The sequence below is a fragment of the Pseudomonas sp. MS01C9 genome (assembly GCF_058202755.1).
Genome location: NZ_CM177073.1, coordinates 5,316,771 through 5,337,642, shown reverse-complemented (window position 1 = coordinate 5,337,642; position 20,872 = coordinate 5,316,771). Strand labels below are relative to the sequence as shown.

At 63.3% G+C, this 20,872-nt stretch carries 19 protein-coding genes; 7 read left to right on the top strand and 12 right to left on the bottom strand.

Annotated elements, in window-relative coordinates; all coding sequences use genetic code 11:
• Window positions 1-28 precede the first annotated feature (28 nt).
• Together AC1M7R_RS24155 and AC1M7R_RS24150 are read right to left on the bottom strand one after the other, a co-directional pair.
• Window positions 29-1,477: an aldehyde dehydrogenase gene (locus AC1M7R_RS24155; protein WP_072431020.1), complete on the bottom strand. Its 1,449-nt coding sequence runs from the start codon at window positions 1,475-1,477 to the stop codon at window positions 29-31.
• Between the two features lie 86 nt (window positions 1,478-1,563).
• Entirely contained in the window at window positions 1,564-2,394 is an 831-nt protein-coding gene (locus AC1M7R_RS24150) for a p-hydroxycinnamoyl CoA hydratase/lyase (RefSeq protein WP_072391514.1), read from the bottom strand.
• 213 nt (window positions 2,395-2,607) lie between these two features.
• On the opposite strand from AC1M7R_RS24150, the gene AC1M7R_RS24145 reads away from it, so the two are divergent.
• Window positions 2,608-3,096 (top strand): MarR family winged helix-turn-helix transcriptional regulator, encoded by a 489-nt coding sequence (locus AC1M7R_RS24145; RefSeq protein ID WP_072431021.1) that lies wholly within the window; start codon window positions 2,608-2,610, stop codon window positions 3,094-3,096.
• Window positions 3,097-3,148: 52 nt separating this feature from the next.
• Here the strand turns inward: AC1M7R_RS24145 and AC1M7R_RS24140 are convergent, their stop codons facing one another.
• Window positions 3,149-4,456 carry an OprD family porin gene (locus AC1M7R_RS24140; RefSeq protein WP_072458794.1) on the bottom strand — a complete coding sequence of 436 codons (1,308 nt, stop codon included), beginning with the start codon at window positions 4,454-4,456 and terminating at the stop codon, window positions 3,149-3,151.
• Window positions 4,457-4,764: 308 nt separating this feature from the next.
• Here AC1M7R_RS24140 and mhpT point away from each other — a divergent pair, with 308 nt between their 5' ends.
• Entirely contained in the window at window positions 4,765-5,976 is a 1,212-nt protein-coding gene (gene mhpT, locus AC1M7R_RS24135; RefSeq protein ID WP_490609986.1) for a 3-(3-hydroxy-phenyl)propionate transporter MhpT, read from the top strand.
• Window positions 5,977-6,004: 28 nt separating this feature from the next.
• Here the strand turns inward: mhpT and AC1M7R_RS24130 are convergent, their stop codons facing one another.
• Window positions 6,005-6,634 carry a hypothetical protein gene (locus AC1M7R_RS24130; RefSeq protein ID WP_490609985.1) on the bottom strand — a complete coding sequence of 210 codons (630 nt, stop codon included), beginning with the start codon at window positions 6,632-6,634 and terminating at the stop codon, window positions 6,005-6,007.
• Window positions 6,635-6,645: 11 nt separating this feature from the next.
• A complete protein-coding gene (locus tag AC1M7R_RS24125; protein WP_490609984.1) occupies window positions 6,646-7,872 on the bottom strand; it encodes an RtcB family protein in 1,227 nt (408 codons plus the stop codon).
• A 329-nt stretch (window positions 7,873-8,201) separates the two neighbouring features.
• Here AC1M7R_RS24125 and AC1M7R_RS24120 point away from each other — a divergent pair, with 329 nt between their 5' ends.
• A complete protein-coding gene (locus tag AC1M7R_RS24120) occupies window positions 8,202-9,053 on the top strand; it encodes a CAP domain-containing protein (protein ID WP_490609983.1) in 852 nt (283 codons plus the stop codon).
• Window positions 9,054-9,106: 53 nt separating this feature from the next.
• Here the strand turns inward: AC1M7R_RS24120 and AC1M7R_RS24115 are convergent, their stop codons facing one another.
• Window positions 9,107-9,991 (bottom strand): LysR family transcriptional regulator, encoded by an 885-nt coding sequence (locus AC1M7R_RS24115; RefSeq protein WP_072391491.1) that lies wholly within the window; start codon window positions 9,989-9,991, stop codon window positions 9,107-9,109.
• Between the two features lie 101 nt (window positions 9,992-10,092).
• Between AC1M7R_RS24115 and AC1M7R_RS24110 the strand changes: the two genes are divergently transcribed.
• From AC1M7R_RS24110 to AC1M7R_RS24100, 3 genes are read left to right on the top strand one after another with little or no spacing between them, the layout of a single operon-like run.
• The gene (locus AC1M7R_RS24110) at window positions 10,093-11,445 is read left to right on the top strand and encodes an acyclic terpene utilization AtuA family protein (RefSeq protein ID WP_072391983.1); all 1,353 of its coding nucleotides are present in this window, start codon (window positions 10,093-10,095) and stop codon (window positions 11,443-11,445) included.
• Window positions 11,445-11,768 (top strand): AtuA-related protein, encoded by a 324-nt coding sequence (locus AC1M7R_RS24105; protein WP_176776514.1) that lies wholly within the window; start codon window positions 11,445-11,447, stop codon window positions 11,766-11,768. Before AC1M7R_RS24110 ends, AC1M7R_RS24105 begins: the two co-directional genes overlap by 1 nt.
• A 49-nt stretch (window positions 11,769-11,817) precedes the next feature.
• Window positions 11,818-13,125: a CitMHS family transporter gene (locus AC1M7R_RS24100; RefSeq protein WP_076407052.1), complete on the top strand. Its 1,308-nt coding sequence runs from the start codon at window positions 11,818-11,820 to the stop codon at window positions 13,123-13,125.
• Window positions 13,126-13,146: 21 nt separating this feature from the next.
• Here AC1M7R_RS24100 and AC1M7R_RS24095 read toward each other — a convergent pair whose 3' ends face one another.
• Window positions 13,147-14,040 carry an NAD(P)/FAD-dependent oxidoreductase gene (locus tag AC1M7R_RS24095; RefSeq protein ID WP_123595227.1) on the bottom strand — a complete coding sequence of 298 codons (894 nt, stop codon included), beginning with the start codon at window positions 14,038-14,040 and terminating at the stop codon, window positions 13,147-13,149.
• Between the two features lie 145 nt (window positions 14,041-14,185).
• Here AC1M7R_RS24095 and AC1M7R_RS24090 point away from each other — a divergent pair, with 145 nt between their 5' ends.
• Window positions 14,186-14,662 (top strand): Rrf2 family transcriptional regulator, encoded by a 477-nt coding sequence (locus tag AC1M7R_RS24090; RefSeq protein ID WP_076407053.1) that lies wholly within the window; start codon window positions 14,186-14,188, stop codon window positions 14,660-14,662.
• 97 nt (window positions 14,663-14,759) lie between these two features.
• On the opposite strand, the gene mqo is transcribed toward AC1M7R_RS24090, so the two are convergent.
• The 5 genes from mqo to pqqA all read right to left on the bottom strand — a co-directional run bounded on the left by mqo (window position 14,760) and on the right by pqqA (window position 20,834).
• A complete protein-coding gene (gene mqo, locus AC1M7R_RS24085) occupies window positions 14,760-16,403 on the bottom strand; it encodes a malate dehydrogenase (quinone) (RefSeq protein WP_490609982.1) in 1,644 nt (547 codons plus the stop codon).
• 391 nt (window positions 16,404-16,794) lie between these two features.
• Window positions 16,795-18,000, bottom strand: a complete 1,206-nt coding sequence (locus AC1M7R_RS24080) for an acetyltransferase domain-containing protein (protein WP_490609981.1) — start codon at window positions 17,998-18,000, stop codon at window positions 16,795-16,797.
• Between the two features lie 118 nt (window positions 18,001-18,118).
• Complete coding sequence (locus AC1M7R_RS24075) at window positions 18,119-19,489, bottom strand: ATP-binding response regulator (protein ID WP_490609980.1); 1,371 nt, start codon at window positions 19,487-19,489, stop codon at window positions 18,119-18,121.
• Window positions 19,473-20,630 carry an alcohol dehydrogenase-like regulatory protein ErcA gene (gene ercA / locus AC1M7R_RS24070; protein WP_371128607.1) on the bottom strand — a complete coding sequence of 386 codons (1,158 nt, stop codon included), beginning with the start codon at window positions 20,628-20,630 and terminating at the stop codon, window positions 19,473-19,475. Before ercA ends, AC1M7R_RS24075 begins: the two co-directional genes overlap by 17 nt.
• A 132-nt stretch (window positions 20,631-20,762) precedes the next feature.
• Entirely contained in the window at window positions 20,763-20,834 is a 72-nt protein-coding gene (gene pqqA, locus AC1M7R_RS24065) for a pyrroloquinoline quinone precursor peptide PqqA (RefSeq protein WP_003243383.1), read from the bottom strand.
• Window positions 20,835-20,872 lie beyond the last annotated feature (38 nt).

The window sequence follows — 20,872 nt, the reverse complement described above, 5'->3', positions numbered from 1 at the left end:
AGCCTGCCCGCCGGCGACGCAACGGATTTCAGATCGGGTAATGCCGAGGTCCGTTCTGCAGCGTCACCCAGCGCAACTGGGTGAAGTGCTCTATGGAGGCCTTGGCACCAAAGCTGCCGTAGCCGCTGGACTTGACCCCACCGAAAGGCATCTGCGCCTCGTCGTGCACAGTCGGGCCGTTGATATGGCAGATGCCGGACTCGATGCGTTGTGCCAGGGCCAGCGCACGGCTGGTGTCGCGGCTGAAGATCGCCGCCGACAGGCCGAACTCGGAGTCATTGGCCAGGCGCAGCAATGCTTCATCGCCCTCGCCGCGCAATACCACCGCCACCGGACCGAAGGACTCTTCACGGTACAGGCGCATGTCGGCGGTGACGTCATCGAGCAGGGTCGGTTGCAGGATGCAGCCGTCCAATTGCCCGCCCGCCAGCAGCCTCGCGCCTTTGGCCAGGGCATCGTCGATCAGGCCCTTGATGCGCTGGCCGGCACTGGCGTCCACCAGGGAACCCAGCACCGAGCCGTCGGCCGCGGGATCGCCGGCACGCAACGTAGCGATCTTGGTCGTCAATCGGCTGATGAAAGCCTCGGCCACGCTCGCATCGACGATCAGCCGCTCGGTGGACATGCAGATCTGGCCCTGGTTGAAATACGCACCAAAGGCTGCCGCTTCCACCGCGGCGTCCAGGTCGGCATCGTCCAGCACCAGGAACGGGGCCTTGCCTCCCAGTTCCAGCAACGCCGGCTTTAGATGACGTGCCGACAGCTCGCCGACGATACGCCCGACGTGGGTCGAGCCAGTGAAATTGACGCGACGTACCGCCGGGTTGGCAATCAGCCGCTCGACAATGGCCGGCGCATCGGCCGGGGCATTGCAGATGACGTTGACCACACCGTCCCCCAGGCCGGCGTCCTGCAGCACCTGGCCGATCAGCCGGTGCACCGCCGGGCTGACTTCCGAGGCCTTGAGCACCACGGTGTTGCCACAGGCCAGGGGCATGGCGATAGCGCGGGTGGCGAGGATCACCGGCGCGTTCCACGGTGCGATGCCCAGCACCACACCACAGGGTTGACGCAAGGCCATGGCAAAACTGCCGGGCACGTCCGAGGGGATGACTTCGCCATTGATCTGCGTGGTCATGGAAGCGGCTTCGCGCAGCATATTGGCCGCCAGGTGCACATTGAAACCGTACCAGTTGGCCATGGCTCCGGTTTCGCCGGCAGCGGCGATGAACTCGGCGCTGCGGGCCTGCAACTGTTCGGCCGCGCGCAACAGTCGGGTGCGTCGCTCATTGGGCGACAACGCCGCCCAGCCCGGAAACGCAGCGTGCGCGGCAGCCACCGCGGCGTCGGCGTCTTCCAGGGTAGCGGCGGCCACGCGCGACACCACTTGGCCGGTGACCGGGTTGCAACGTTCGAAAGTCCGACCGTCACGGGCGGGGCACGACTGGCCGCCGATCAGCAGGGGCACGTCCAGCATGGTGATTCCTCTTTATTGTCTTTATCGGGAATTCGTTCACAGTAGCGTCGAGGGCCCTCGGCGAACAGCCGCCGGGCCCTGCTCATTCAGCGCTTGTAAGCCTGCAGGCCCGGCTTGATGCTCTTGTCGTCCAGGAACTGCTTCATGCCCTGCTCCCGGCCGCCCTCCTTGTCCAGCAGGCGCGACTGGTCGAGCTTGGCGTACAGGTAGTCTTCGTTCTGCTCCCAGGTCAGCTCGCGGCAGCGCTTGAAGCCATGCTTGGCCGCTCGCAGCACCACCGGGTTTTTCTCCAGCAGGTTGCGCGCCAGCTCCACGGTGACTTCCCGCAGTTGCGCCAGGGGCACGCTTTCGTTGACCAGGCCCATTTCGGCGGCTTTCTGCCCGCCGAAAGTCTTGCCGGTCATGATGTAGTACAGCGATTGGCGATGCCCGACGGTATCGGCCATGGCCTTGCTGACCAGGTTGCCAGGCGGGATGCCCCAGTTGATTTCCGAAAGGCCGAAGGTAGCTTCATCGGCGCAGATCGCCAGGTCGCAGGCCACCAACGGGCTGAAACCGCCGCCAAAGCACCAGCCATTGACCATGGCGATGGTGGGCTTGGCGTACATGCGCAGCAGCTTCCACTGCCATTGGGACGCCTCGCGGCGGATTTTTTCCTGGAGGATCTCCGGACCGGCATCCACTTCGCGGAAGTATTCCTTGAGGTCCATGCCCGCGGTCCAGGAGTCCCCGGCGCCGGTCAGCACCAGTACACCGGCGGCCGGGTCCTGCTCCAGGGTTTCCAGCACGTCGACCATCTCGCGGTTGAGGGTCGGGCTCATGGCGTTGCGTTTTTCCGGGCGATTGAGAGTGACCCAGGCGATGCCCTCCTCGATCTCGACCTTGACGGTTGTCCAGCGACCTTCGTAGTTGCTCATGACACGTGCTCTCTTGTTCTGGGCTGAAGATGAGCTGAAACTAAACCGCAAATTTAGTTATGTCAATTAACTATTAATCAATTTATCAGTATGCCGTTCTCAGGATCGCTGCAGGCCGGATCAACAAATCTGTAATCCACCGTAGCCAGGGCCGCCTAACCCCGGCAAACTGGATAGCCTTGTTAATCACTCACCTTGAGGATGCTCTTTTCAATGGCCAAGTCTGCAAAACTTGCCGAAGCCGCCGAGGCCGTGACCGATGTCGCTGCCGTGCAGGCGCCGCTGGACTCCGCGCTGGACGAGCTGATCGGTTACGCCCTGCGCCGCGCTCAGTTGAAACTGTTCCAGAACCTGATCGGCCGGCTCGCCGTTCACGATCTGCGGCCGGCCCAGTTCTCGGCGCTGGCGATCATCGATCAGAATCCGGGCCTGATGCAGGCCGACCTGGCCCGGGCCCTGGCCATCGAACCACCACAGGTGGTGCCGCTGCTGAACAAGCTGGAAAGCCGGGCGCTGGCCGTGCGGGTACGCTGCAAGCCGGACAAGCGCTCCTATGGGATCTTCCTGAGCAAAACCGGCGAAACCCTGCTCAAGGAACTCAAGCAGATCGCCGCCCAGAGCGACCTGGACTCCACGGCGGCCCTCTCGGGCACGGAGCGCGAAGAACTGCTGCGGTTGCTGAAGAAGGTCTACCAGTCATGAAGAACGCACTGTGGCGAGAGGCTGAACGGTCTCGCCACAGTGGCCTGGAGCCCTACCAGATCGGCACGCTGTAGGTCACCAGAAAGCGGGTCTGGTTCTCGTCGCGAAACGCCGCAGCCGCGGGAAAATCATTGCGATAGATGGACTTGCGCGCCAGCAGCCCCACGTTTTTCAGCGGGCCACTCTGGATCACATAACCCAACTCCATCTGCAATTCCCGCTCCTTGCGATCCTCGGCATTGTAGGCGGCCAGCTCGATGTGATCGCCGCGCACGTAGCGCAATCGGGTCCGAAGGCCCGGCACGCCTACTGCGGCAAAATCATAATCATGGATCGCTTGCCAGGTGCGTTCACGGGCGTTGAGGAAATCCGAGCTCATGGTCATTTCACTCAGGCCCATCAACTCGGTGCCGGACACATAAGGCGTGGCGGTATCACCACTGGCATGCATATAACCCAGGCTGACGCTGTGCCCGCCCCAGCGGTAGCCGAACAGAGCCGAGACGTTGCGGTTATCCACCTTCCCGGCCTTGGCGGCGCCGTCTTCGCCACTGAAGAAGCTGCGCAGGTCGGTGGTCAGTACGCCGTCGCCAAGGGGCAGCTTATGCAATAGCGCCAGGGTCTCCTGCCGGTACAGGTCCGCCACTTCGGCGTGATAGACCCGCAGGCTGAGCGCCTTGTCGACCTGGTAGTCCCCCCCGGCGTAAACCAGGTGCGAGGAAGTGGCCGCGCCATTGAAGCGCCGGTTGGGGGACGCGATGCTCATTGCCTGGTAGTCGGTGGAATCGCGCCGGTTGATGCGATCGATATAGCCAGTATTGAGTGTCAAACCGTCGATGTCCTTGGAACTGAGCGTCGTTCCTCGGAAGGTCTGTGGCAGCAGCCGCGACGGGCTGGCGAACGCAAACGGCAGGAAGATCGACACATCGCCTGTCTTCACCGTGGTCTGGCCGAAACGCAGCTTGCCGGTCAGGGCCAGGCGCGAATACTCATCCGGTGCCCGCCTGTCGCCACTGGACACCGGCAACAGCTCGGTACCGCTGCGGTCCGGCGAGGAGTCCAGCTTGATGCCCATCAATCCCCGGGCATCCAGGCCGAACCCCACCGTGCCGGGGGTGAATCCCGACTCCACGTTCATGATCACCCCTTGGGCCCACTCCCTGGCGGCGGTCTTGGCGCCGTCATCCTTGTAGTCGCGATCCATGTAGTAATTGCGCAGTGTCAGGGTGCCATGGCTGTCGTCGATCAATCCTTGGGCTGACGCGGTGACCGAAGACAGGCTCAGCCCGAAACAGGCCAGCAGATGAGCGAAACGTGTGACAGGGGCCGCTACACAAGCGCCCCGGGCAAGATTGGGCATGTTCGACGTCCATTATTGTTGTTGTTTTGTTCGCACCCCTCCGGCTGGAAGGGATGCCGGACAAGAGAATGGAAACCCCTCGGCATTCTCGTCAATCCAGAATGACCGATAATCGAACATTAATATCATTAACTTGTTTTGCCGTTTTAGTGCCTTTTTCCCTCAAGGCCATGATTTAACGGAAAAAATATCGATTTCCAGCCCGTTTCTTCAGGCCATTCATTTTTTAGTTAGCTTTGTTAATCTAAATCCCGCTCCCTCGCCGGCTCCATCACCGGCCCCCGACAAAAACAATAAGAGGACTTGTCATGAACCATCCGGCGCGTCGTGCAACGCTGACCATTGCCTTGTGTTTCATCGTTGCGTTGATCGAAGGTTTCGACCTGCAATCGGCCGGCACCGCTGCCGCCGGTCTGCGACAGACGTTTGCCCTGGACCCGAAAATGATGGGCTGGGTATTCAGCGCCGGCATCATCGGGCTGCTGCCAGGCGCCTTCTTCGGCGGCTGGATCGCCGATCGCATCGGCCGCAAGAAAATCCTGGTGGGTGCTGTGCTGCTGTTCGGGGTCTTTTCCCTCGGCACAGCCCATGTCGAAAACGTATCCAGCCTGCTGCTGGTGCGCTTCATGACAGGCCTGGGCCTTGGCGCCGCCCTGCCCAACCTCATTGCCCTGTGTGCCGAGGCGGTGGGCGAACAGCGACGCGGTACCGCCATCAGCGTGATGTACGCAGGCGTTCCGCTGGGAGGAGCGCTGGCGGCGGTGGTCGCCATGCTGTCGGGCGAACATTGGCAGATGACGTTTTTCATCGGCGGCCTGGCGCCGCTGCTGGTGGTGCCATTGATGCTGCTGTGGCTGCCGGAATCCAGTGCCTTTCGCCAGGCACGGGCTGCTGGCGCGCAAACTCGCGGCTCCACTGGCCAGGCGCTGTTCGGTGAGGGTCGCAGCCGGACCACCCTGTCCCTCTGGATGAGTTACTTCTTCACCCTGACGGTGATGTACATGTTGCTCAACTGGCTGCCTTCGTTGCTGCTGGAACAAGGTTTCAGCAAGCCCCAGGCCGGCCTGGTACAGATGCTGTTCAACATTGGCGGTACCCTCGGGTCGTTGCTCGGTGGTTGGTTGCTGGACCGCTGCAACGGCATCAAGGTGGTGCTGTTCGTCTATGCCGGCTTGTTGAGCGCACTGGCCGGAGTGGGTTTTTCGGTCGGCATCGTGCCGATGACCATCGCCGGATTCGCCGCAGGACTGTTCGTGATGGCGGCGCAACTGGTGCTCTATGCGTTGGCGCCGCCCTCCTACCCCACCGCCGTGCGGGCGACAGGCGTCGGGGCGGCGGTGGCCATCGGGCGCCTGGGCTCGGTGGCAGGCCCCTTGGCCGCCGGGCAGATCCTGGCGGCCGGCGCAGGAACGACCGGCGTCCTGTTGGCGACGTCCCCCGGATTGGTGATCGCCGCCCTGGCGGCCATCGGTGTGATGACCCGCGCGGTGTCGGCAGGTGAGGTGCAAGCCGCGCGCTGACAAGGAGGCAGGACGAGGGCCGATGGAGTCAATCCGTGGTGCTGGCCGCCAGCACGCTCAGGGTGCGGCGCCGGGGATTCCAGATACTGAGGCACCACACACCCCACCACTCCAGCCCATCTTCGAAGTAATTGCTCCAGGGATCACGTGCCGGATCGGGCTCGTCGCTGGCCAGCCAGTCGAGGTTGAAGTTGTCGACCCAGGTCAGCACCTCGGCCCCCTCCTCGAGCCCGAGCACATCGAGCCAGTCCTTGAACAGCGCCTGTGGGCTGTCGTCGACGAAGCGAGTGCCGTAGGGCGGCTCGCAAAATGCTTTGTACAAGGCAAAAGGCGGCGGGTCGTGCGCCGCCTTGTCAGCATGCAGGAGTTGCTCGATCTCTTGCCGGTCCAGGGGCCTGGGCCTGGCCTTGTCCAGATCCCAGCGCATATCGGGAGGCGTGGCGCCGGCAAACCGAGGATCAAGGATCAACTGGCGATGGCGCTCCAGCCACAGGTTCATGATGGACCGGAACAGCAGGTCCACCGCCTCGCGGTGGAGCGCTGGGGTGACCGCCTCACCCGGTTCGGGAGCGAGCACCAGGAAATCGAAGGCGCAGCCGGCCTTTTCCATCCGCTGGCGCAAGGCGGCGCTGGCTTGCCTTTCAACCACATTCAACATGACGGGCTTCCTCAACCTTTGACACACACCACCTGATGCAAGGTGTGCACGACCTCGACCAGCTCACGCTGGGCGTGCATGACCTGATCGATATCCTTGTACGCCATGGGGATCTCATCGATCACCGCCTCATCCTTGCGGCACTCCACATGAGCGGTGGCGCGAACCTGGTCTTCGACGCTGAAGCGTTTTTTCGCCTGGGTGCGGCTCATGACCCGGCCCGCGCCATGGCTGCAGGAGCAGAACGATTGCTCGTTGCCCAGCCCCCGGACGATAAAGCTCTTGGCCCCCATCGAACCTGGAATGATCCCCAGCTCGCCCTTGTGCGCCGACACCGCGCCCTTGCGAGTGACCAGGACGTCGCGCCCGAAATGGCGTTCCTTCTGCACGTAATTGTGATGACAATTGACCGCTTCGAGCGCCACCTCGAACGGCTTGGTGATGACCTGGCGGGTGGCGCGTATCACCGCGTCCATCATCAGCGCGCGATTCTGCCGGGCGAAATCCTGGGCCCAGTCCACCGCTTGCACATAATCGTCGAAATGCCGACTGCCCTCCTCGAAATAGGCCAGGTCGCGGTCCGGCAGGTTGGCGAGGTGTTGGCGCATGTCGGCCTGGGCCAATTGGATGAACAAGCTACCGATGGCGTTGCCCACGCCGCGCGAGCCGCTGTGCAGCATGAACCAGACCCGGTTGGCTTCGTCCAGGCATACCTCGATGAAATGATTGCCACTGCCCAGGGTGCCAAGGTGCTGGCGATTGTTGCTCCGGGCCAGCTTCGGGTACTTGTCGGTAATCGCCTTGAACCGCTCGGCCAGCGCGCCCCAGGCCTGGTCGGCCTGTGGGGGAATGCTGTTCCAGGCGCCTTTGTCCCGCCCGCCCTGACTGACCGTACGCCCGTGGGGCACGGCTTTCTCGATGGCGCTGCGCAGGCCATGGAGGTTGTCCGGCAGATCGGTCGCGGTCAGCGAGGTACGGGCGGCGATCATGCCGCAACCGATGTCCACCCCGACCGCGGCAGGAATGATCGCACCCACGGTGGGAATCACGCTGCCTATGGTGGAGCCCTTGCCCAGGTGCACGTCGGGCATCACCGCCAGGTGCTTGAAGATGAAGGGCATCTTCGCCGTGTTTATCAGTTGCTGGCGGGCCTCGGCTTGAACCGGCACGCCCTGGGTCCAGAGCTTGACGGGCTTGCCATTGGCGACTTCCAGCAGTTCGTAGGTTCTTTCTTCCATGGTCCGGCTTCTGTTCGATGGGCGAGCCGCTTTCATGGGCGGCTCACGACTTTGACAGCCAGCATGAACGCAGATTCAGGGGGATTTGTCGAAGGTCGGCGTCCCAGGGCGCTTTCAACAGCCGCCGCTGCAGTCGAATCCTTTATGATTGGCTGGCTAAAAACCACGGAAATGGACTTATTTGGCACAAAATCGATCCCATACGATGAGGAGTGTCCCAAGCGGTGCCGGACGGTATCGTGCCAGGGACTTCAACAGAGCGTGAAACCGTTGCCCCAGCGGGGCAAAAATTGCGCATCATAGGCGCCGTCCGCTCAAGGGAGATTTACATGCGTGCCATTTCATCCGCCATTCGTCTTGTGGTGCTGTCGCTGGGCCTGGCCTTCGCCGCCGGTGCCGCTGCCACCGAAGAGACGCAACTGGTCGAGTCCATCAATCTCTACCGCAGCCAATCCCAGAGCTGCGCCGGCCAGGCCTCGCTGGAGTTGCCGCCGCTGGCGATGGATTCGCGACTGATCCTGTCGGCCAATGGCATTGGCGATCTGCAGCAAGCGCTGGCGCGGGCGGCCTATCCGATGGTCAACGTGCAGGCCATCAGCCTGTCGGGCCCGCGGGATGCCCAAGCGGCGATGAAAGCCGTGCAGGAGAGTTTCTGCCAGGTAGTGCTCGACCCGCAGTTCGTCGACATCGGGGTCAGCCGCATGGACCGCGAATGGCGCATCGTACTGGCGCGCCCGCTGCTGTCGGCGCGCCTGGGCGACTGGCAGGCCGAAGGCCAGAAACTGCTGAAGCTGATCAACAGTGCCCGCGCACAGCCGCGCCGCTGTGGCACGCAAGCCTTCTCGGCCACCACACCGCTGTCGTGGAACGCCACCCTGGCCCTCGCTGGCGTGAGCCACGCCCGAGCCATGGCCAACAATAACTTCTTCGACCACAAGGACCGAGACGGCCGCATGCCCGGCGACCGCGCCGAACTGGCCGGCTATCTCGGCCAGCTGATCGGCGAGAACATTGCTGCCGGACAGGACACCGCCCTCAAGGTGGTGGACGGCTGGCTGGCGAGCCCAGGACACTGCGCCAACCTGATGAACCCGCAATACCGCGAGCTGGGCGCCGGGTACGCCACCGATCCGAAAAGCGATGCGGGAATCTACTGGACGGCCATGTTTGGCACACAGTAGGGATTGGCCCGGGCGCCGTTATCGCGTACCCCGCGCAACGGCATCCCACCCCATCAATGCGGCTCCTGCCGCAACGTCTGCCGCAAATGCTGCATGAACCGGCTCAACGACGGTGACTGGGCCACCGGCTTGCGCTGCAGCAGTCCGATGGAGCGCTTGCCGGGCTGGTCGATGGCAATCACCGAGCATTGCTCACCGATGTTGAACACCGCCGTGCAACTGGCCGGCAGCAGGGAAAATCCCAGGCCTTCGCGCACCAGTCCAGTGGCCGTGCTCATGTGGGCCACCTCCCACGCCGGTTCCGGCTCGACATTCAAATAGCGCAACGCCGCATCTGCCAGGGGACGGATGCTGGTATCGGGTGTCAGGGCGATATAGGGCTGGCGCTTCCAGCCGTCCAGGCTGTCGCGTTGATGATCCTTGTGCGCCAGCAATACCAGGTTGTCATCCAACAGGCGTACGAAGCTCAGCCCGGACAGGTCGTCCGGCAATGAGGTGATGCCTGCGTCCACCTCGCCGCGCTGAACCCAGCCCATGATTTCCCCCGCACGGCCGTCCAGCACACTCACTCGTATTCCCGGGTGCTCGCGCTGGAACGAGGCAATGACCACGGGCAGGAAGGACGCGGCAGCGGTGGGCAACGCCCCGAGGCGCAGGGTGCCGCGGCTCAGGCTGAGAGTATCGCGAGCGTCGCGCACGGCATCGTCCATGTCCCTGAGCATCCGCCTGGCCTGGGGCAGGAAGTGTTCGCCGGCCGGCGTCAACTCGACACTGCGGGTGTTACGCGCCAATAACGCCAGCCCCATGGTTTCTTCCAGCCTGCGGATGCTGTAGCTCAGGGCTGGCTGGGACAGATGCAACTGCTCGGCGGTACGGGTGAAACTGGAGGTTTCGGCAATCAGGATGAAGGCGCGAAGCTGCCTGAAGGAAACGTTCATGGGCGCACTTATAAAGATACTGGATCAATTTATCTTACCTTTAAAATTCACAGAACAATGCGTTGCAGCCACCATGAGCCATCGCCTCAGTGGACATGGACATGACAAAAACAATCCTCGTCGGGTGCGGCGCCGGTTTCGCCAATGACCGTCCGGATGCCGCGCTGCGCCTGGCCCAGGACCTGGCGCAACGAAGCGGCCAGCGCTACATCATGCTCGAGCTGCTGGCCGAGCGGACCCTGGCCGAGGCGCAACTGCGCAAAAGGCTCGATCCCAAGGCTGGATACGCGTCCCGGCTGTTCGACTTCCTCGAACCGATGATGCAGGTGTGCATCGAAGCCGGGATCCCCATCATCACCAACGGCGGCGCCGCCAACCCCAGGGCGGCGGCACAACGGTTGCGGGACAGCCTCGGGGGACGCTACCCCGGGTTGAAAATCGCCTGCGTGCTGGGCGACGACCTGCTGGAGCAAAAGCCAGCACGCTACGATCGCTGGCTGTCCCTGGCTCCGGCGGAACACGACCCGGTGTCGGTGAATGTCTATACCGGCGCCGACGGCATCGCGACGGCGCTGGCCGAAGGCGCCGGTGTCGTGCTCTGCGGTCGGGTAGCCGATCCGTCGCTGGCGGTGGGGGCGATACGACACGGGCTGGGTTGGGCCGCCGACGATTGGCAGAAGATGGCGGTTGCGACCGCGGCCGGGCACCTGCTGGAGTGTTGCACCCAAGTCACCGGCGGCTATTTTGCCCATCCAGGGATGAAAGATGTTCCGGATCCGGCCAACCTCGGCTGCCCGATCGCCGAGATCCATGAGAACGGTCGCCTGATCCTCGGCAAGACCCGCCATTGTGGTGGACGGGTCAGCGAACAGACAGTCAAGGAGCAACTGCTGTATGAAGTGCACGACCCACAGCGATACCTGACACCAGACGTCGTGCTGGACCTGGGCCAGGCACAGGTGCGGTCGTTGGGCGACGACCGGGTGGAAATCAGCGGCCTGCTCGGGCATCCGCGTCCCGACACACTCAAGGGCCTGGTGGGCGTGCGCGGCCTCTGGTTCGGCGAGGCGGAAATCTCCTATGCCGGCCCTGGCGCCGTGGCCCGTGCGGCCCTGGCCCGGGAAATCCTGTTGCAGCGCTTCGACAGGTTGGCACCCGGCGTGCAGCCCTGGATCGACTTATCCGGCATCGCCAGCCTGTTCAACGACCATGACGGCCGCTATCTGCAACAACGCCTGGCCCAGGCCCCAGCGCTCGACGATGTACGCGTGCGGGTTGGCCTGACCCATTCCCAGCGATCTCTGGTCGAAGCTCTCCTGGCCGAGGTGGAGTCGCTCTATACCAACGGACCGGCCGGTGGCGGAGGCGTTCGTCGCCACCTCAGCGAAGCCGTCACGACCCGCAGCTTCCTTCTGCCGCGAAGCGAAATCCATACGACCCTGGAGTGGCACTGATGAACACGGTCCTGCTCGCCGACTACGCCCACGCCCGCGCCGGAGACAAAGGCAACATCCTCAGTGTCGCGGTGTTTCCCCACGATCCGGCGCACTACCCATGGTTGGTACGCGAGCTGAGCGCGGCGCGCGTCGCCGCGCAATTCGCCACGCGACGGCCCTCCCGGGTCCATCGCTACGAGCTGCCGAACCTCAAGGCACTCAACTTCGTGCTCGAAGATGCACTGGAGGGGGGCGTGAACCTGAGCTGCGGCCTCGACCGCCACGGCAAGAGCCTGAGCTACCTGTTATTGGCCCTGTGCCTGCCCGAACCGCCGGGCTGACCGCCCTTCCACCCGAACCGCCGACAACAATAAAAAGCGAGGTCGCAACATGATCACTCTCCTGGGATTCACGATGATGCTGGGCATCATCGGGCTGATACTGATGCGCCGGATCAGCCCCGTGGTGGCTTTCACCACCCTGCCCGTCGCCATCTGCCTGCTGGCCGGTTTCAACCTTGGACAGATCGGTGAATTCATCAAGGCCGGGCTGGCCACGGTGGCCCCAACGGCCGCGTTGTTCCTGTTCGCCATCCTGTTTTTCGGCATCATGCGCGATCGTGGATTGTTCGACCCGCTGGTCAACCTGCTGATCCGCAGCACCGGCGGCAAGCCCCTCGCCGTGGCATGGGTCACGGTACTGGTGACCTCCGTCGTGCACCTGGACGGGGTCGGCGCCGCCACTTTCCTGCTGACCATTCCGGCGTTGCTGCCTTTGTACAAGCGGCTGAACATGAGCCCCGCCATGCTGCTGTGCCTGGTGGGTACCACGGCGGGGGTCGTGAACATGGTGCCTTGGGGCGGCACCACGGCCCGGGCCGCCGCTGTCTCCGGGTTGGATGCCACCGAGCTGTGGCTGGGGCTGCTGCCGGTGCAGATGGTGGGTCTGGCCTGCATGCTGCTGGTGGCGACAGTGCTGGGGCTGCGGGCCCAGCGCCGTCGCCCCCTGTCGTTGGGCGCGGCGGCCACATGCGACCTGGATGAACTGCAACTCCAGGGCCGTGAGTTCAGCCTCTCTCCCCGGGACCTGCGCTACTGGCTGAATGTGATCCTGACCGGCGGGATCCTGGCGTGCCTGTTCACCGGCATCTTTCCGCTCTATGCCTGTTTCATGGTCGGCCTGGGTATCGCCTTGCCATTGAACTTCCCCTCCCTGGATGCACAGGCCGAGCGTCTCAAGGCCCATGCGTTCGATGCGCTGCAAATGGTGCTGGTGATGATGGCCGCCGCCGTGCTGCTGGGCGTGCTTTCCGGCGCCAAGATGTCCGATGGCATGGCCTTGGCATTGATCGATATCCTGCCAGCCGGTTCGGCCCAGTACCTGCACGTGATCATCGGTATGTTCGGCGTCCCCCTGGGCATGATCTTCTCGCCGGACGCCTACTACTTCGCCCTGTTGCCTGTGATCAAGGACGTGGCCGCCGCTGCCGGGGTCCCCCTCGAGGCCGTGGCTCGCGCCATGCTGATCGGCGAGAACACCGGTTTCTCCATCAGCCCGGTGGTACCCAGCGTCTACCTGGCACTGGCCCTGAGCGGCGTGGAACTGCGCAAGCACATGGCGTACACCTTTTTCTGGGCCTGGGGCGTCAGCCTGGTAATGCTGGCTTTCGCCGTGGCGACCGGGGCGATCCAGGTGTGAGCCCAACCAGGCGTGCCGATTTCAATGCGTGTCGAAAATCAACGACCGGTGCACCCCCGACCCCGCCCGCACGCCATCACCGACGGCCAGCGCCACCGAGCCGAAGGGCATGGCCGCATCACCACAGACGAACACCCCCGGCACGCTGGTTTCCCGGGTCATGTCGCTCTGGATGAAGGCGCCAAGCGGGCCGTCTTCGAAATCGCAGCCCAGGGTCGCGGCCAGGGTGCCGGCGACGCGGGTGCGCGGCAAGACGAACAGGCCATCGAGGGCCACCACACGCCCATCGACCAGTACGGCGTCGGCCCGCTCGCCCTCGATGCGCCGCACCCGTTGCGATACCAGTGTCACGCCGCGCCGCTCGAGGCTCGCCCGTTGTTCGGGGTCAGGCTCGAACGCGCCGTTGAGCAGGAAGGTGGTGGGCCCCCAGTCCGGCAGCATCAAGGCGTGGTGCAGCGACATTTGCGAAGTCGCCAGCACGCCTATGGGCCCTTGCTCCAGCTCGTAGCCGTGGCAGTACGGGCAATGGAAAACACTTCTGCCCCAGCGCTCGGCCAGGCCTTGCACCGCCGGCAGCTCATCGGTCACTCCCGTGGCCAGCAGCAGGCGCCGGGCGCTGTAGCATTGCCCGCCGGCGGTTTCCAGGCTGAAGCCATCCCCTTCCTTGCGGGCGCTGACTGCGCAATCGGCAAGCCATTGCACCGTTGGATAGGCCATCAACTGCCGACGGGCATCCTCGGCAATGTCTCCGGGGGCACGACCGTCCTGGCCAAGGAAGCCATGGGACGTCGCGGCGAAGCGGTTTCGACGCTGGCCGGCATCGATCACCAGCACCCTGCGCCGGGCGCGAGCCAGTTGAAGACCTGCGGACAGACCGGCATAGCTGCCGCCGGCGATGATGACGTCGTAATCCATGGTCGTTCTCCAGAGTGATTTGGAAGGCGTTGCAAAAGTCTCGACACATCGTAAGTTTCTTGAAAAGCAGCTGTCAACGATCTCGTAACTTTTGCAATTACAGGCGATACTCGGCACCGCCTCGACTTCAGAACCCCAAGCGATCATGAGAAACGACACCCGCCTGTCCCGCATGCTTCACGTCCTGATCCATATGGATCGCCATCAGCAATCGGCCACCTCCGACACCATCGCGCAGATGCTGGGTACCAATCCCGTCGTGGTGCGCCGCACCATGGCCCTGCTCAAGGAGCAGGGCTACGTCACCTCGGAAAAAGGCCACCGTGGCGGCTGGACCCTGAGCAAGCCCTTGTCGGAAATGACCTTGCTGGACATCCACCAGGCCCTGGGCAACACCACGATCTTCGCCATCGGCCTGTCCACCGATCACCCGCAGTGCCTGGTGGAGCAAGCCGTCAACGCGGCGCTGACGGATGCGTTCGATGAGGCGCAAGCCTTGCTGCTCAAACGCCTGGGAAGCATTACCCTGGCGCAGTTGGCGGAGGATTTCGACCAGCGTTTTCGGGAGGGTTGCGGGGCAGGCACCGATGGCCTTTCCCCTGTGGAACGCAACGGGCATTGAGAAGGCTGAGCGCCGCTGTCACGATCGCGCCGCCATCGCCCATAAAAAAACGCCGCTCGATGAGCGGCGTTTTTTTCCTGACCAGACAGCGTCCGGTTTACAGCGCCATGTCGGCCGCCGGATTGGCGTCACGGGCGGCAGCCGGTTTGGCCGGAACCACGGCAGCGCCTGGCTTGCCGATTGCCGGCGGCGGGTCCAGTTGCAGGACCTCGCTGGTGTACGCCCATTCCTGAGCCACGCGCTCAGGGCTTTCGTTGAGCTTGGTGCCGTAGCTCGGCACGATCTGGCGCAGTTTTTCCTGCCAGGCCGGGGTGGCGACCTTGTCCTTGAAGACTTTCTCGAGCACGGTCAGCATGATCGGCGCAGCGGTCGAAGCGCCTGGCGAGGCACCCAGCAGGCCGGCGATGCTGCCATCCTGGGACGCGACCACTTCGGTACCGAGCTTCAGGACACCGCCCTTCTCCTCGTCACGCTTGATGATCTGTACGCGCTGGCCGGCTTGCCACAGGCGCCAGTCTTCCTGCTTGGCCTCAGGGAAGTATTCCTTGAGGGCATTGAAACGATCTTCATCCGACAGCATCAGCTGGCCGGCCAGGTACTCGACCAGAGGGTACTGCTCGATACCGACCTTGGTCATCGGCCACACGTTGTGGGTGGTGGTGCTGGTCAGCAGGTCGAAGTACGAACCGTTCTTGAGGAACTTGGTGGAGAACGTCGCGAACGGGCCAAACAGGATCACACGCTTGCCATCGAGCACGCGGGTGTCCAGGTGCGGCACCGACATCGGCGGCGCGCCGACCGAAGCCTTGCCGTAGGCCTTGGCCAGGTGCAGTTGGGCGATGGTCGGGTTCTCGGTCACCAGGAACGAGCCACCTACCGGGAAACCGGCGTATTCACGGGCTTCCGGAATGTCGGACTTCTGCAGCAGGTGCAGCGCACCGCCACCGGCGCCGATGAAGACGAACTTGGCGTCGGTCTCGGTTTCGGTACCGTCCTTCAGGTTCTTGTACGAAACGCGCCAGCTGCCGTCTTCATTGCGGGTGATGTCTTCCACTTCGCTGGACAGCTTGAGGGAGAAGTTCGGCTTGGTTTGCAGGTAGGTCGCGAACTGACGGGTGATCTCGCCGAAGTTCACGTCGGTGCCCAGGGGACTCCAGGTGGCTGCCACTTTCTGGCTCGGATCACGACCTTGCATCATCAGCGGAACCCATTTGCTGATCTGCTCGGGATCTTCGGAGTACTGCATGCCGGCGAACAACGGGCTGGCCTGGAGCGCTTCGTAGCGCTTCTTCAGGAACGCGATGTTCTCCTCGCCCCACAGGAAACTCATGTGCGGCGTGGAGTTGATGAACGAGCGCGGGTTCTTCAGTACACCGTTCTTGACCTGCCAGGACCAGAACTGACGGGAAATCTGGAAGGCCTCGTTGATTTCGATGGCCTTGGAGATGTCGACCTTGCCGTTCTTGTCTTCCGGCGTGTAGTTCAGTTCAGCCAGCGCAGAGTGGCCGGTACCGGCATTGTTCCAGCCGTTGGAGCTCTCTTCGGCAACACCGTCCAGGCGCTCGACCATTTCCATGGTCCAGCCCGGCTCCAGCTCATTGAGCCAGACGCCGAGAGTCGTGCTCATGATGCCCCCACCGATGAGCAAGACATCCACTTTTTTTGGCTCGGCGGCGTGCGTGGTCGCAAGACCCATCGCCATCGCCAGGCCCAGTAGCGCCGTGTGTGTTTTCTTCAACATGTGTGTATCCCTAGGATGGAACGCCATTCCGTCCTCCCGTCTGCTCAAGGATAGACCACGCCCATGGCCGGCTGCGCCAGCATGGCGGTTATCGAGAAGGACTGGAGGAAGGACCTACAGGGCCGAGCAGTGCGTCGGCCTCTCATTTATGTCTCTCCGGCGCTGACTTCTTGTAGGTCTTGGCTTCAGCTGGGTGAGGGACACTGCAAAACGGTCGTCATCGGGCCTGGCGTGGCCGTGCCCGATTGTCGCAGCGGGGGGAGTTTACATAATGAAATAACGAGACCGAAGCCCCTTTTTCATATTCCTGACAAAAGCGCTGGGTAAAATCGGGCATTTTGATGGCCCAGCGGGACTGGCATTGACGCGCAAGCCCCGCAGATCCTGGCCTTCAGAAGTATTTCAGGATCGCGATGTCACGGCGGCGCTGTTTGACCCCTGCGAACCAACGCGTGGGGAAAAACAGCACGACCGCCAGCAGCACGCTCCACAGCCAGACCATCGGCAGGTGGTCGAAGCCGTAATAGGCGCCCTGGTTGGTCCCCCAGATGGCCACCGCCACCAGGTACAGCGCCTTGAGCACGTAAAGGTGCAGCAGATAGAAAAACATCGGGGCGCCGCCATAGATCGCCAGTAGCGCGATGCTGCCCCGCTGCCGGGCTTTCTCGAAAAGCGCCAGCAGTATCAAGCCCACGCCCAGGGTCGGCAGCAGGAACATCAGGGACGGCGGATACTTCGTCGCACTCAGGAAGCTCATGACGGTACGCAGCGCATCACCGGTCTGGACCCAGGGCTTGTCGCCATACACGTTCAGGTAACGGATCAAGACAAAGGCCAGCAGCAGGCCGATGCCGACCTGCAACAGCCGGCGCAGCCGCACCGCAGGCGCAGTGTCCTTGCCGAACCACGGCCCGATGGCCCAGCCCAGCAGGATCACGCCGATCCATGGCAATACCGGATAAGTGGTGCGAGCCCGGGTGAACTCGGTGATATCGATGAACGCGCGCTGGTGAAGAATCGACCAAGGCACGAAAAATGGCGAGTCAGGCCCCAGCACCACGCCATCGAGCAGGTTGTGCCCCGCGACGATGACCACCCCCAGGGCAATCAGCCAACTGCGCTTGAGGTGCAACAGAGCGGCCAGGACGATCATGCACAGGCCAATGCACCAGATCACCTGCAGCCATAAGGTCCTGGGCGGGAATTCGGCGTTCCAGGCGAAACAGACAAAGGTCAGTTCCAGGAACACCAGGAACAGGCCGCGCTTGAGCAGGAACAACGACGTCTGGCCCGCGGTGTGTTTCTGGCTGTAAAGCCACGCCGACAGGCCGGTGAGGAAAATGAACACCGGGGCGCAGAGCGTGCTGAGCAGGCGGGTGAAATACAGGTCCGGGGTGACGCTCAGTGCGTCGATGGGGTCGCTGACCTGGCGGTGCAGCAGAAAGGTCTCGCGGACATGGTCCACCAGCATCAACAGCATGACAAAACCGCGCAACGCATCGATGGCGAGCATGCGGACGTGGGTGGCGGCGGCGCTGGAGGCCAGGGTGGGCGCGCTGACGCCGGACGGACTCGTCGCGCTTGGGAATAGGCTCATGGCATTACTCGGATGCAAAGGAATCGTGGGGGGTCCACGCCTGGCGAGGATGAGAATCCCTGCCAAACGAAAGCGGATAACATAACATGAAATCCGCTTTACCCATCAACCCTGGGCCTTACCCGAGCATCTGGCTCAACACCGCCCGCAGCTTGCCGGGCTTGACCGGCTTGTTGAGCAGCGGTGCGTTCAGCTTGCGCAAGGCGCGACGACACTGGTCACTGCGGTCGGCGGTGATGATCACCGCCGGGATCGGCTGCTGGAAGTGCTCACGCAGGTGCTTGACCACTTCGCAGCCCACCACGTCATGATCCAGATGAAAATCCGCCAGGATCAACTCCGGTGCATGCCCTTGCAATACATCCAGGGCCCCGGCTTCGTCTGTCGCGATCAACACGTCGCAACCCCACTGCCCCAGCAACGCGGCCATGCTTTGCAGGATGCTCAGTTCATTGTCGATCACCAGCAAACGGCGGCCCGGCAACGGGTTGCCGGCCACCGCCTGTATGGGCATCTGCGACACGGGCAGCGGCTTGTCCTCGGACAGCGGCACCTCGATGCTGAACACCGAGCCCCGTCCCGGCCGGGAACGTACCTGGACCCGATGACCGAGGATATTGGCGATCCGTTCGACGATCGCCAGCCCCAGCCCTACCCCTTTGCGATCGGCGGCCCGCCCCACGTCCAGTTGGTTGAACTCGAGGAAAATCGACTCCAGGTTATCCGCCGCGATACCGCGTCCCGTGTCCCAGACCTCCAGGCTCACCCAACCGCCCCTGAGCCGTGCCGCCAGGAGAATGCCGCCATGATCGGTGTAGCGACAGGCGTTGCTGAGCAGATTGCGCAGGATGCGCGTTATCAGCCGCAGGTCGGTCAACACCGCTTCATCGATAAAGCGCACCCGCAGCTCCAAGCCCGCGGCGCCGGCCACCGACTGGAACTCCGACACCAGCGGTGCCAGCAACTCATCCAGCCGATACGACGCCGGGTCGGGACGAACCGCCGCCTGGTCCAGCCGGGAAATGTCCAGCAAGTCGGTGAGCAGGTCTTCCGCGCCTTCCAGGGCCTGATGGGTGCGCTCCACCAGCAATTGCTCGGTGGTGGGCAACGCGCGCTCGCGCAAGGTGGCGATCAACAGGCGTGCGGCATTGAGCGGCTGCAACAGGTCGTGGCTGGCGGCGGCGAGGTATTTGTCCTTGCTGCGATTGGCGGCCTGGGCGGCGTCCCGGGCCTGGCGCAGTTGCTGCTCCACCAGCTTGCGCTGGGCGATCTGCTGCTGCAGGTTGTGGTTGGCCTCCAGCAGTGCATCGGTGCGCTCGGCCACCCGCTGCTCCAGCTGGTCGTTGAGCTGCTGCAGGCGGTGCTTGGCCTGCTCCAGCTCCTCCAGGCGTGCCGCCAGCTCCGGATAATGGCTCTTGCGTGTCGAGTGGTTGCCCAGGCCCAGCAGCCCTGCCAGGGCTTTCTGTTGCTCGTCAGAGGGCTTCGCCATAGACGACCTCGACATCCCGCTGGCTCGACTCCCGAGGGTTGGTAAGGATGCACGGGTCATCCATCGCGTGTTGCGACAGGAACGGAATATCCGAGGTGCTCACCCCGTGCAGCCCCAGGGTTTCGTGGAAACCGATGGTACGCTTGAGAGCAATCAGGTGCTCCACCAGCCGGGTGCGGATCTGCCGGTGGTTGAGCCCCCGGCAATCGATGCCCAGTGTCTCGGCAATCACCTTGAACCGCTCCGGCGCCGAGGTGTAGTTGAATGCCACCACATGCTCCACCAGCACCGCATTGCACAGGCCATGGGGCAGGTCCAGGAAACCGCCCAGGCTGTGGGACATGGCGTGTACTGCGCCGAGGATGGCGTTGGAGAAGGCCAGTCCGGCCTGCATGCTGCCGAGCATGATCTTTTCCCGCAGCGCGATATCCGCCGGGTTGGCGATCATCTGCACCAGGTTGTTGTTGATCAGGCGCATCGCCTCCAGCGCGTGGGGGTCGGTCAGCGGTCCGTGCCCGGTGGACACAAAGGCCTCGATGGCGTGGACCAGCGCGTCGATACCGGTACAGGCCGACAGGAACGGGTCCATGCTCAGGGTGGTTTCCGGGTCGATCAGCGACACGTCGGGCACCGCCGCCTTGCTGACGATGGAGAACTTCATCCGCTCCTGCTGGTTGGAGATGATCACGAACTGCGACACGTCCGCCGAGGTGCCGGCCGTGGTGGGAATCAGGATCAGCGGTGGGCTGGGTATGTGCAGGGTGTCGACACCTTCGAACTCGAGGATGTTGCGACCATGGGCAACGACGATGCCGATGCCCTTGCCGCAATCCATGGGGCTGCCGCCACCGACCGCGACGATGACATCGCAGTGGTTCTCCCGGTACAGCTCGGCACCGAGCATCACTTCCTCGACCCGGGGATTGGGTGAAACGTCACTGTAGATGCAGTAATCGATGCCCAGGGCCTGGAGGCTGGCCTCGACGTCCCCCACCCAGCCGGCGGCGATGACGCCTGGATCGGTGACCACCAGCACCTTGCGCGCGCCGAAGGTCTTGGCGTAATTGCCGACATTGTGCCGACAGCCGGCACCGAACATGATTTCTGGGGATACGAACTTGCGCAGTGGACTGAGGCTCATCTTCACAGGTGCATGGCTCATTGGTAAGCCTGTTGTTATTGTCTTGGGATACCCTGAGCCTAAAGCATCCCACCGTGATTGCAATCAGACCATTGGGTAGCCCGGCCTGAACGCGTCAGGCCGGGCCGGCACTCATCGGTTGGCGAAGTACATCGTCACTTCGAAGCCGATACGCAGGTCGGTGTACGCGGGTTTAGTCCACATGGGTCTTTCCTCTTCTTGTACCGGGCGATTCCGGCAAG